Genomic DNA, 13,152 nt, shown 5'->3' with positions numbered 1-13,152 from the left:
AATTAATTTTGTTGATGTATCAACGAAAATTTCTTTTTCTAAAATTGCGACTTCGTTATAATATCATGTGTTTTTAAATCCGTCAACAACTTTTTTGAAATTTATTTATTTCGTTGTCTGTCATTGAGGACATGTATTAATATAGCAATTCTTAAGCTAAAATGCAACAAAAAAAAGACAATATTTTACAAAAAAAATTGGAAGCGAAATTTAAAAAAGTTTCGCTTCCTTTTGTTCGGTTAATTCATGATTTTTCCCAAAAAAACAAATCATTTTATCGGTAATTTTCGTCTAAATTTCAACAAGTGTATTTTATTTTGCCAAGGGAATATAAATTCTAAATAAGGTTCCTTGCCCTAAACTACTTTCAGCAACGATTTTACCTTTATAACTTGCGATTAATTGTTTCGCAATCGAGAGACCCAACCCATTTCCACCTTTTGTCCGCGCACGAGCTTTATCTACTCGATAGAATCGATTGAAGATTTTCTCAAGATCCTCTTCGGATATCCCTTCGCCAAAATCTTGAATCACAAGTTCAAGTTCATGGGAATTTTTAGAAATCGAGACATGAACTTCATTTCGATCGGTTGAATATTTTACTGCATTATCTAAAATAATAATCAAAATTTGTTCAAAGTGGTTACGATAAATTTTTAATATTTGTTCTGAAGATAAATCATCATCTAATGTAAACGTAAATTCTGGATATAACATTTTAAAATTATTAAAAACTTGATAGACCACTTCTTTGGCTTGAGTCGTTTCATTACCATAATGAATATCTACTTGTTCAGCTCTCGAAAGATCCAACATTTCTTGTACGAGGGTCTTCATCCGACTAATCTCTTGCATACTAGCAGCTAATGATTCTTCTAGAATTTCAGGATCATCTTTCCCCCAACGATTCAACATATTCAAATGCCCTTCAATAACCGCAACCGGAGTCCGTAATTCATGTGACACGTCTTCAACAAATTGTTCTTGTTGTTCTGTATAAGAACGCATTCGATCTAACATGCCATTAAAAATATCAGCTAAATCTGCCAGCTCATCACGAGTATTGATTTTTGGTGCATGAATATCGGTTTGCGGGTCTTTTTGAATAGTTTCCATGGTATCTCTTAGAATTTTCACTGGTTTCAAATAGTATGAAGACAACCAATAGCCTAAAATACTACTAACAAAAACAGAAATAAGCTCCACAATAATCAAAAGTGTCAATAAACGATTACGAATTGCATAAAAAGATGTCAATTCATAGAAAGTTTGCGCATAACCAATTTTTTCGCGCGTTTCTTTTGAATAGACCGGTTGAACTAAAATAAACCCTGTTAAACCGTCCACGGTAACAACACTTGGCGATTTAGGCTCATTTTGTATAAGTTGGATCTCTTTATCCCGTGTTTTAAATACTAATTCTTCGTTTAAATTATAAACATATAATGTTAGTTCTGGTTGACCTAACTCAGAGATAAATGGATCAATTTGCATTAACATGCCTTCTAATGTGGATGTTCTGTCATACATTGGATTTTCACTATTTGAACTGTTTGTCAAATTACGATACGTATTTACCAAGCTTAATTGGCTATTTGCATTAGCCAAACGTGACACTATTTCATACGTTGTATCTTCCGCATTTTTACGCTCTTTTTCCACAAATAGGGCGACCGAAGATTTATAAGTAATAACTGCAAAGATTGTAAAAACAACGAATATAAAGAAAGAACTTGCAAAAGCCCACTTCTTCGTCAAAGAAGGCTTTCGTAGTTCTAACATGGCAATAATTTTTTCTTTTAAACGTTTCACGAACGCATCACATATCCTGTTCCACGGACAGTTTGGATATAACTTTCATCTCCTGGAACATCAATTTTATTACGCAAATAGCGAATATATACATCGACAACGTTCGTTTCAACTTCTGTTTCATAGCCCCAAACTTTGTTTAATAAAACATCACGAGCTAAAACAACATTGACATTTTCCATCAACGTTAGCAATAATTCATATTCACGCTTCGTCAATTCGATAATTTCAGAACCACGGCGCACGACACGATTTTCTTTTTCAATTGTTAAATCGCGGTAAGTAATTGTGGTTTGTTTTGCGACGTTTTTATCGCCTTCAATATCAATTCGACGTAACAATGCACGTAAACGAGCTAATAATTCTTCAATTGCAAATGGTTTTACGATGTAATCATCTGCTCCATGATCCAAACCAGACACTCGATCGATAACAGAATCTCTTGCTGTCATCATAATAATTGGTGTATTTTTTGTTTGACGAATCCGACGGCAAACTTCTAAGCCGTTTAATTCTGGTAACATCAAATCAAGTAAAATAGCATCCCATTCATTATTTAGCGCTGCATCTAAGCCTGTTCTTCCGTTATAATGAACTTCTGTTGTATAGCCTTCATGTTTTAATTCTAATTCTACAAATCGAGCTAGGTTTTTTTCATCTTCTATAATTAGAATATTACTCATTTAATTGTAGTCTCCTTTTTTTATTCTTTACATATTATTGGGATAAAATGCTATTCCAATAATATCATGGAACGCTAAATTAAAAAAGAGATTCAACTAATTCTTCTCAGAATTGCTGAATCTCTTTTTCATTTATACAAAATTGACTTTATTTTTCGTCATACCATGAATAATGGAAGATACCTTCACGGTCTGTACGTTCATAAGTGTGCGCACCAAAGTAATCACGTTGTGCTTGAATAATATTTGCTGGCAAACGATCTGAACGATAAGAATCAAAATAAGAAATCGCTGACGAGAACGTTGGTACAGGTACACCTGCTTGTACAGCTAATGCCACGACATCACGAACTGCTTGTTGGTAGTTCGCTGTGATATCTTTAAAGTAATCATCTAGTAACAAGTTTTCTAAATCAGCTTCTTTATCATAAGCATCGGTGATTTTTTGTAAGAATTGGGCACGAATAATACAGCCAGCACGCCAGATTTTTGCTATTTCACCAAATGGTAAACCCCAATTGTACTCTTTTGAAGCAGAACGCAACTGTGCGAAACCTTGTGCATAACTCATGATTTTGCTAAAGTATAACGCTTGACGAATTTTTTCAATGAATTCTTTTTTATCCCCGTCAAATGTGTAAGTTGCTGGTTTTGGTAAGATTTTACTTGCTTGAACGCGTTCGTCTTTATACGCTGAGATATAACGCGCAAATACTGACTCTGTAATTAATGGTAATGGTACCCCTAAGTCTAATGCACTTTGACTAGTCCATTTACCTGTCCCTTTGTTACCTGCTGCATCTAGGATAACATCAACAATCGGTTGGCCTGTACCTAAATCATCTTTACGGGTTAAAATATCGGCTGTAATTTCAATTAAGAAACTATCTAATTCGCCTTTATTCCACTCAGCAAAAATATCAGCCATTTCATCCACTGATAATCCCAAAATGTTTTTCATTAAATCATAAGACTCAGCAATTAATTGCATGTCGCCATATTCAATCCCGTTATGAACCATTTTAACATAATGGCCAGCACCATCAGGACCAATGTAAGTTACGCATGGCGTCCCGTCTTCAGCTTTTGCAGAAATTTGTTCTAAAATAGGTGCCACTAATTCGTAGGCTTCTTTTTGTCCACCTGGCATAATAGAAGGACCTTTTAACGCACCTTCTTCTCCGCCTGAAACACCAGTTCCAATAAAGTTGATACCTGAATCTGCTAATTCATTGCTACGACGAATAGTATCTTGGAAGAATGTATTTCCACCATCAATTAGAACATCACCTTTATCTAAATGAGGCAATAATGTTTGAATTGTCGCATCTGTTCCACGACCTGCTTGTACCATCAAAACGATACGACGTGGTTTTTCAATAGAATTGACAAACTCTTCCACACTATATGTTCCCTTTAAGTTTTTATCTGGGTTTTCATTTACAACTTCTTCTGTTTTTGAACCAGTACGGTTATATAGCGCCACCGAATAGCCACGGCTTTCAATATTCAACGCTAAATTTTTACCCATTACGGCCATGCCAACAACGCCGATTTGTTGTTTTGTCATCTGAACTCCTCCTAAATCAATCATTGGAAATTTTTAATCTCTCTCATTATAACGCAAAACTTCATTCATTTGAATCAAAAGTGACTTAGTTTGTAATTTTTTTGGAATTTTGCGAAAATAGGACAAAAAAATAAACCTTAGGCCCCATGGTTAGCCTAAGGTTTGAAATCCATTTTCTGTAAAAAATGAATTAAGCTTCTTTTGTTGCTACATCTTTACCATCGTAATGTCCACAGTTTCCGCAAACGTGATGACTTTTTCTCATTTCTCCACAGTTCGGGCACTCGTTTAATCCGTTAATAGATAATTTGTAGTGTGTACGACGTTTAGCTTTTTTAGCTTTTGAAGTTCTTCTAGCTGGTACTGCCATTTTGCTACACCTCCTTAAAATTGCAAGCAGCCATATGGCTGCGATTTATTCCAATCTTACTCTTCTTCCTCAAATAATGAAGATAGCTTTGCAAGACGAGGATCAATAGTGATTTCTTCTTTTGATTCTTGTTGTTGTAGGAAGTCTTCTTCCGAATATACAACCCAGCCGTCACCAGAAGGTAAATCATTTGATGATTTTTCTTCCTCAGTTAAGACTTGCATAGGAATCGCCAGTAGAATGTTATCAGCAATTGAATCATCCAAATCAAGTGTTTGAGTTTCTAAAATTAGAATCTCTTCTTCTGGAACTAATTCATCTCTTTGCTGATATTGCTCCGGTGTCATGAAAATTTCATTGACTGTAAATTGTAATGGTAAATCTACAGGTTCTAATGAACGAGTAGATGGAACAGTAATTGTTGTTTCCACAGAATAATGTAAAATATATTCACTCTTATTAACTGTGACAATCCCCTTTACATTTACGGGAGCTAAATCGATTATTTGATTATCCCGCTCCATCAATTCGTCTTTCAGAGAAAGTGTCTCTTCAAACGTTAGCGGCATGTCTTGGTATTTTCTTAATTCTAATAAAGACCATTTCATTTTTTCATCACCTCTAAGCAACAAAAGCTATTATACAGAGGTTATTTCGCTTTGTCAATGAAATTTTCTTGACACCCTTTTCAAAGACTAAAAAGTCGGATACTCTGTTATTTATTCGCTTTTTATTGATAATTTATTTTAAATTTTAAACAAAAAAAGCAGAGGTCGAACCTCTGCTTTTAAGCATCTATTAGATTGCTGTTGTTTCTCCACGGTAGATAATACCACGACGAGGGTCAACAGTAACCAACTCACCGTCTTGAATAACTGTTGTTGCATCTTTTGCACCAACAATAACTGGAAGATCTTTTGCAATACCCACTACTGCAGCATGTGACGTTAAACCACCATCTTCAACGACTAAAGCGGCTGCTTTTTCGATTGCAGGCATATATTCTTTATCTGTTGTAGGAACAACTAATACCATACCATCTTTCGCTTTTGCAATTGCTTCTTCGGCTGTTGAAGCAACCACTGCATTCGCAACAACTGTACGTCCACCGACACCTTGTGCTTCAATTAATTTAGAACCGATTAATTGAATTTTCATCACGTTTGTTGTTCCACGTTCACCGACTGGTACACCGGCAGTAATTAAGATTAAATCGCCTTCTTCAGCGAAACCTAATTCAACAGCTTTTTTCGTTGCTAAATCAAACATTTCATCTGTCGTAGATGGTTTTTCAGTAACTGTTGGATAAACACCCCAGTTTAGCATTAAACCACGTTTTGTACGTTCATCAAATGTCACAGCTAAAATATCTGCATCTGGACGATATTTAGAAATCATTTTCGCAGTATGCCCTGATTCAGTTGCTGCTACGATACATTTTACGCCTAAGTTTTTCGCTGCACGTGCAACAGATAAACCAATTGTTTCTGTTACATCAGTTTTATCAAATTGGTTGATTTGATATGTGCCTAATTTTAACATTGCTTTTTCAGCTTCAATATCAATACGAGCCATTGTTGCTACAGCTTCAACTGGGTAAGAACCATTTGCTGATTCACCAGATAGCATTGTTGCATCTGTTCCATCAAACACAGCGTTGGCAACGTCAGATGCTTCGGCACGTGTTGGACGTGGATTTGTTTGCATTGATTCTAACATTTGAGTGGCAGTGATAACTGATTTACCAGCTGCATTACATTTTTTAATAATATCTTTTTGAACCATTGGTACCAATTCAGCAGGAATTTCTACACCCATGTCACCACGAGCAACCATGATACCATCAGAAACTTTTAAGATTTCTTCGATATTGTCAATTCCTTCTTGTGATTCGATTTTAGAAAAGATTTGAACATGTGTCATGTTTTTCTCTTCTAAAATTTCACGAATTTCAAGGACATCTTGAGCTTTACGCACAAAACTTGCAGCGATAAAGTCAATGTCATTCTCTAAACCAAAACGAATATCTTCTGCATCTTTTTCAGTAATACCTGGTAAACTGATTGAGATTCCTGGTGCGTTGACACCTTTACGAGAACCTAACATACCGTTGTTTTTCACTTCAACTACTAATTCACGGTTTGCTTCATCTTTTTCAATAACTTCCATGTCGATTAGACCATCATCAAATAAGATGTGACCGCCAACACGAGCATCATCATATAAACCTGTGTATGTTACGGCAATTTTTTCTTTTGTTCCTTTTAATTCTGGATCCATTGCAATACGAGTAATATCGCCTACGTTAAATTGGATATATCCAGCGCGACCATAATCCGCATCTGTTGTATCTTGAACAGTTGTACGAATTTCAGCTCCTTTAGTATCTAAAAGAATCGCTACGTCTTTGCCTGTTGCTTTCACTGCTTCACGAACCAATGTCATACGTGCCAATTGTTCTTCATGGTCACCATGAGAGAAGTTAAAGCGGAATGTATTTGCTCCTGACTCAATTAATTGAGAGATGATTTCGACAGTATTACTAGCTGGTCCTAAGGTACTAACGATTTTTGTTTTTTTCATTGAATGATTTGCTCCTATTCGTTTTTTATAATCTACTGTTTTTCAAAACAACATATTGCTTCATTAAAATGATAGTTCTTGATTTAAACTATATAAAGAAAGGTCTGGTTGGTGCTTATGATTTTCTAAAGTATCTACAATATCAGATGCAATAATTTGATTATCACGCATACCAATACATAATCCGCCTTTACCTTCTAGTAACAATTCAACGGCAAAGCCACCAAATTTACTTGCTAACACACGGTCACGTGCACTTGGTGAACCACCACGAACAACATGTCCTAAAATAGATACGCGTGCATGGAAATCACCGTATTCTTTTAATTTATCCGCAAATTCGTTACCGCCCATTACACCTTCGGCTAAGATGATTAGGCAATGTTTCTTGCCACGGTCACGCCCTTCTTGGATACGTTTGGCGATAGTCGCCATATCAAAATCATGTTCAGGAATCACGATTTCATCTGCTCCACCAGCAACACCTGCCCATAAAGCAATATCACCTGCATTACGTCCCATCACTTCAATAATGAATGTACGAACATGTGAAGTTGCTGTGTCACGAATACGGTCTAATGAATCCAATACGGTATTAATAGCTGTATCAAACCCAACTGTAAAATCAGTACCTGGAATATCGTTATCGATTGTTCCTGGAATACCGACTGCTGGGAAACCACGTTTTGTCAGTGCCATTGCACCATGGTACGAACCGTCACCGCCGATAACCACTAAACCTTCAATACCGAATTTTTTCAATTGTTCGATACCTTTCAATTGTCCTTCTTCTGTCGCAAATTCAGGGTAACGAGCAGAATACAAGAACGTTCCACCACGTTGAATTTTGTCGCCAACATCCGCAACTTCTAAACGACGAATATCTCCTGCAACCAATCCTGCAAAACCATAATTGATTCCGTAGACTTCCATTCCGTTGAAAATTGCTTTACGAGTTACCGCACGAATCGCAGCATTCATACCAGGAGCATCGCCGCCACTGGTTAAGATTCCGATGCGTTTCATATTCAATTTCACCTCATTAAAATTTATATTTTAGTAAATTTCAATTAATTGCTATTTAAGCATTAACCACGACTAGTATTTTACCATTAATCCACGTAAATGTCTTGAATTATGAAGAAAAAAATGGAAGTTATTATTGAAAAATTACTGAAAACTATTTAAAGATGACATTTTTCTCACCAAAAATAGCCTTTAATTGCTCTTCGCTTGCACTTGTATGCACAATCCAGTTTTTTTCATCCACTAATTGTTTCCGATGATTTTTTTCAAAAAATAAAAGAATTGGCACATTTCCAGAATACGTACGAAGGACTTGAGAAAATTGAGCTAAAATTGCTTGCTCATCTGCTTGTTCATTAATACGCAGATAGCATGTTTCATTTGCAATCTGTTGCTCTAATTGGTCAGCTAATTCTATTTTGTGTGCTAACACTTGTAATTCGCCATTATAATTGCTTGTTTCCACCTTACCTTCAACAAGTATAACTCGATTTCCCGCTAATTTATGTCTAATTTGGCGATAAACGGTCGGGAAAACAGTTACTGAGATTTCACCACTTGTGTCATCTCCTTCAATAAACGCCATTTGCTCTCCCTTTTTAGTACGAATTTCGCGAATATTCTTGATGTACAGCAATAATTTTGTCGACTGATTAGGAATAACGGTAGCAACTTCTTGAACTTTCTTCCATTGACGTACTTTTGTAAATTGTTCCACTGGATGTCCTGACAGATAAACACCTAATAATTCCTCTTCCAGTCCCAATTTTTCTTCCAACGTATATTCTGCGGTTTCTTGCTCTTTTAGAGTCATCACTTCCAGTAAATCCATACTCCCACCACTATACAGGACATTTTGAATTTTCCCATCTAAGTTTGTGACCGTTTGGCGTCGATTGGTAATGATTTCATCAAATGCACCTACATCAATCAGCGGTCTAATTAACTCTTCTTTCAGCCATTTCGAATTACGCTGTGCCAAGCGAGATAAAAATTGGTCGACGGAGCGATACGCACCATTTTCTTTGCGCTCTTCCAAAATATCTTTCAAAAAGTCACGACGAACGCCTTTAACTGTGCTTAAACCAAAACGGATTTCATCCACTGCTGATAACCAAAATCCATAACCACTTCGATTAATGGATGGAGGCAACAATTTTATTTTTCTTTTGCGTGCTTCATTCATGTATTCTTTGACTTTTGTTGGATTTTGTCGCACCGATTGTAACAAAGCTTTGTAAAATGGTGCAGGGTAATGGACTTTCAGATACGCCATTTGAAACCCTACAAACGAATACGCAAATGCATGTGATCGGTTAAAACCATAGTCAGCAAAACGCTCAATATAATTGTAAAGTTCATTGGCTTTAGTTTCTGTGAGACCATTTTTGATAGAGCCAGTCACAAAATGGCGTCTTTCTTCATCAAGTATGCCTTTGTTCTTTTTACTAATTGCTCGACGTAACATATCCGCTTGCCCTAAAGTAAAGCCTGCGATTTGTGAGGCGATTTGCATAATTTGTTCCTGATACACGATAATGCCATAAGTGTTTGCTAAAATAGGTTCTAAGCGTGTATCAAGATAGGTAATTGCTTCTTTTCCTTGCTTGCGACGAATGAAGGTATCAATATTTTGCATTGGTCCTGGACGATACAGAGCATTGACAGCGGCAATATCTTCAATGCTTTCGGGATGCAGACGGCGTAAAACATTCCGAATTCCAGCTGATTCAAATTGAAAGACACCGGCAGTTTCTCCTTGTTGGAACAAGCGTAACGTCTCATCATCGTCTAAAGGAATTTCTTTTTGGATGATTGTTTGTTTCAATACTTGGCGAATCCCTTGTAACGTATCATCAATAATAGATAAATTCCGTAATCCTAAGAAATCCATTTTTAATAGCCCAGTTGTTTCCACATCGTTCATAGTAAATTGTGTCAGCCAAATTTCTTCTGAACCGGCTTGTAGAGGGACAACATCGGATAATTTCTCATCACTAATCACAATTCCGGCGGCGTGGGTCGAAACATGTCGAGGTAGACCTTCTAGGATTTTCGCCACTTGAAATAGTTGATGATTTCGCTCATTTAAAGAAGCGAGCTCTCTTAACGCCTTTGATTCTTCATAAGCTTTAGCTAATGTCATTTTTAATGCATTGGGGACAGCTTTCGACCAACGATTTGCTTCACTTTGCGATAATCCAAACACACGACTGACATCTCGTAATACCATTTTGGCTGCCATGGTACCAAAAGTAGCAATCTGCGCCACATGTTCTTGTCCATATTTTTCTTTAACATAGAGCAACACTTCCTCGCGTCGATTATCGGGAATATCTAAATCGATATCAGGCATAGTGTATCGCTCTGGGTTTAAAAATCGTTCGAATAATAAATTGTATTCAATCGGATCTACATCGGTAATTGATAGCACGTACGCCACTAACGAACCTGCCGCAGATCCCCGTCCTGCACCCGTCACAATTTGTTGACGATGCGCAAATGCCATTACATCCCAAACAATTAAGAAATAATCATCAAAGCCCATCTTATGAATCACTGATAATTCGTACAGTAAACGCTCTTGGTAGGCTTGCGTATAATTGGGTACTCGTTCAGGCAATAAGCGCAGACAAAGCTCTTGCAGAAATGTTTGCGCTGACTGCTTCTCCAGTGGATAATGCGGTAATAATGTTTGATGTGTTGGGATTTCTACCTGGCAATGGGCAGCTAGCATTTCTTTTTGTTCCCATGCTTCTGGATAGTTCGTTTGGAACCATTGATATTGTTCGTCAGCCGAAACCAAATAGCGATTTTTTGATACTTGTTGCAACTCTTCGCGTAAATCAGTGATTTGCGTGCCATTTTTGATATGATGCAGCACATTGACTGCAAATGTCTCTTCTTCGTGCAATGTATCGATTAATTGATAAGCAACTGGTCGTACCTCATGATGTTGCATCCAGTCTTGTACTTTTGCTGCAACATTTTGTTGATACCCTACTCCATAAAAAATATTTTCTTTACCAAATAGTTGTTGCCATTGTTGAATTTTTTCTTCTCCTAGTTTACTGTCTTCCATTAATAAAGTATGAACTTCACTTTGCTCTGGTAAAATAATATAGACATCCGAAGAGGCAAAATTAGTTATTTCAATGGTGCCTGTAATCATCTTTTGGCTAGATAATTTCATTAGTAGCTGATAGCCAGACAAATTTTTAGCAAAAAAGAAGAGCTCATGTTCCTGTTCAGTAATGACTGATTGATACGTGAGTAACAAACCAATCAACGGTTTCACGCCTTCTTTCTGACAACTCTGAAAAAATTCCAACGCCCCATGTAAATTATTGACATCGGTTATTCCTAGTTGTTGATAGCCTAGCTGTTTGGCTTGCTGAACATATTGAGGAATTTGAATTGTACTTTGTAGCAATGAATAAGATGTGACAGCAGTTAATTGAGTCGCATTCATCTAGGATTCCCCCTATAATTAATCTTTGTGAAAAAAAGTGAAAGTCTTTACAACTTAAAAAAATGTGGTAAACTTAAGCCATCCAACTTACGAATTGAAAGAAGGTGTAGCAATGCGCTACCTTGTAACAATTATCTGGGCACTTATTTTAGGTCAAGTGGTTGGTTTCCTTGGGGGAGCTTTAACAAGTACCCCTTATGATTTCCAATTGACACTTATCTTCTCTTTTATTGTTGCTTTGTTGATTATTTTAATTGGCCAAGTCGCAATGCCCAAAGAAAAGAACCATTCCAGCCATTCTTAAAAAAGAAAAAAACCAATTACATTAATTGTAACTGGTTTTTTTTTCTTTTCAACTAATTGTATCTTTTTTCAAATACTTTCTAAAATTAAACAAGGACAAACAAATATTAAACACGACAAAACAACTCGTTACCCAAAAAACAGCTGGATAACCTAATCCATGTGCAACAGTTGAACCCACAAGAGGCCCTAACACTTGGCCAAAATTGGTAAACATTTGATTATAACTATAAATGCGACTAACACCTTCCGAGGGAGTAATCTTGCTAATTAACGTATTAATTGACGGCATTAATGCGCCTGTTGAAAATCCTAATAAGAAACGCAAAATTCCTAGTTGCATCGGTGATGAAACGAATCCCATCGGAATAAAACAAACTAATGACCCAATCAAACCACCAAGTAAAATTTTGTGGTTTCCGATTTTATCGCCGAGTCTTCCTAAAATAGGTGAAGAAATAATAGCTGATACACCGGCTATCGAAACAATTAATCCACTAACAAATAAAATATTACTTGTATTGCCACTTAATTGACGAATGTATAAAGTCAAAATAGGGCTAATACTCGTCATACCCACTTGTAAAATCAATGACGTCACAAACAAGCCAATCAATATTTGGACATTATTCATTTTCATAAAAATTTCTTTCATTGTAAGCATATCTGTTTTCTCAACTGGCGTAAAATCTTCTTTGACCATAAATATCGTTAATAACGCGGTGATTAACAATACGGTTCCCGTAATGATAAAAACATTTTTCATCCCAAATAATTCTGCCAAAGCGCCACCCATCGAAGGACCAATCAAATTACCAGCAATTGCACCTGTCGCTAATGTACCTAACGCCCAACCACTTTTTTCTTTAGGTGCTTGAGAAGCAATCATCGCGGTCGCATTAGGAATATATCCTGACAAAATACCATTTAGAAAACGCATCACCAACAACCAGTATACATTTGGTACAAACGCCAAAGCGCCCATCGTAATGGTCATTCCTGCTGATGCACGAATCATCATTAAACGTCGACCTTTTCGGTCAGCAAGGTTGCCCCAAATAGGTGCTACAATTGCTGCAGCAAATGCTGTAACGGAGATCGCTAGTCCGGAAAATAGCTCAATCTGATCTGTTGGTGCTCCTAGTTCTTCAATATAGAGTGGAATAAACGGCATGACCAAACTGATACTCGCACCTGTAAAAAAGCAGCCTATCCAAGAAATCAATAAGTTTTTCTTCCAATCAATCTTCATACACAAACCTTCTTTCCCTTCAACTATAGCCCTTTTTCTGAAATTTTCAAATTAATTGAGCATAAAAAAACATTCCTATTC

10 protein-coding genes are annotated in these 13,152 nt (G+C 36.6%); 1 reads left to right on the top strand and 9 read right to left on the bottom strand.

Going from position 1 to position 13,152, the window contains the following annotated elements:
* Positions 1-312 precede the first annotated feature (312 nt).
* The 8 genes from BAU17_RS08350 to dnaE all read right to left on the bottom strand — a co-directional run bounded on the left by BAU17_RS08350 (position 313) and on the right by dnaE (position 11,516).
* The gene (locus BAU17_RS08350; RefSeq protein WP_202622301.1) at positions 313-1,782 is read right to left on the bottom strand and encodes a HAMP domain-containing sensor histidine kinase; all 1,470 of its coding nucleotides are present in this window, start codon (positions 1,780-1,782) and stop codon (positions 313-315) included.
* A gap of 26 nt (positions 1,783-1,808) precedes the next feature.
* The gene (locus BAU17_RS08345; protein WP_161902350.1) at positions 1,809-2,495 is read right to left on the bottom strand and encodes a response regulator transcription factor; all 687 of its coding nucleotides are present in this window, start codon (positions 2,493-2,495) and stop codon (positions 1,809-1,811) included.
* 148 nt (positions 2,496-2,643) lie between these two features.
* A complete protein-coding gene (gene gndA / locus BAU17_RS08340; protein WP_161902349.1) occupies positions 2,644-4,065 on the bottom strand; it encodes an NADP-dependent phosphogluconate dehydrogenase in 1,422 nt (473 codons plus the stop codon).
* 190 nt (positions 4,066-4,255) lie between these two features.
* Positions 4,256-4,435 (bottom strand): 50S ribosomal protein L32, encoded by a 180-nt coding sequence (gene rpmF, locus BAU17_RS08335; RefSeq protein ID WP_161902348.1) that lies wholly within the window; start codon positions 4,433-4,435, stop codon positions 4,256-4,258.
* A 56-nt stretch (positions 4,436-4,491) separates the two neighbouring features.
* Positions 4,492-5,043: a YceD family protein gene (locus BAU17_RS08330; protein WP_161902347.1), complete on the bottom strand. Its 552-nt coding sequence runs from the start codon at positions 5,041-5,043 to the stop codon at positions 4,492-4,494.
* A 190-nt stretch (positions 5,044-5,233) separates the two neighbouring features.
* Entirely contained in the window at positions 5,234-7,018 is a 1,785-nt protein-coding gene (pyk, locus tag BAU17_RS08325) for a pyruvate kinase (protein WP_161902346.1), read from the bottom strand.
* A 63-nt stretch (positions 7,019-7,081) separates the two neighbouring features.
* A complete protein-coding gene (gene pfkA / locus BAU17_RS08320; protein ID WP_161902345.1) occupies positions 7,082-8,044 on the bottom strand; it encodes a 6-phosphofructokinase in 963 nt (320 codons plus the stop codon).
* Between the two features lie 154 nt (positions 8,045-8,198).
* Positions 8,199-11,516, bottom strand: coding sequence for a DNA polymerase III subunit alpha (gene dnaE, locus BAU17_RS08315; RefSeq protein ID WP_161902344.1), 3,318 nt, complete (start codon positions 11,514-11,516; stop codon positions 8,199-8,201).
* A 112-nt stretch (positions 11,517-11,628) separates the two neighbouring features.
* On the opposite strand from dnaE, the gene BAU17_RS08310 reads away from it, so the two are divergent.
* Positions 11,629-11,820, top strand: a complete 192-nt coding sequence (locus tag BAU17_RS08310) for a YjzD family protein (RefSeq protein ID WP_161902343.1) — start codon at positions 11,629-11,631, stop codon at positions 11,818-11,820.
* Positions 11,821-11,868: 48 nt separating this feature from the next.
* Here the strand turns inward: BAU17_RS08310 and BAU17_RS08305 are convergent, their stop codons facing one another.
* Complete coding sequence (locus BAU17_RS08305) at positions 11,869-13,071, bottom strand: multidrug efflux MFS transporter (RefSeq protein WP_161902342.1); 1,203 nt, start codon at positions 13,069-13,071, stop codon at positions 11,869-11,871.
* Between the last annotated feature and the right edge of the window lie 81 nt (positions 13,072-13,152).

Source organism: Candidatus Enterococcus willemsii, assembly GCF_009933335.1.
Classification (GTDB): Bacteria; Bacillota; Bacilli; order Lactobacillales; family Enterococcaceae; genus Enterococcus_F; species Enterococcus_F willemsii.
The sequence above is the reverse complement of the archived record's forward strand: the minus strand, read 5'-3'. Positions and strand labels throughout refer to the sequence as shown.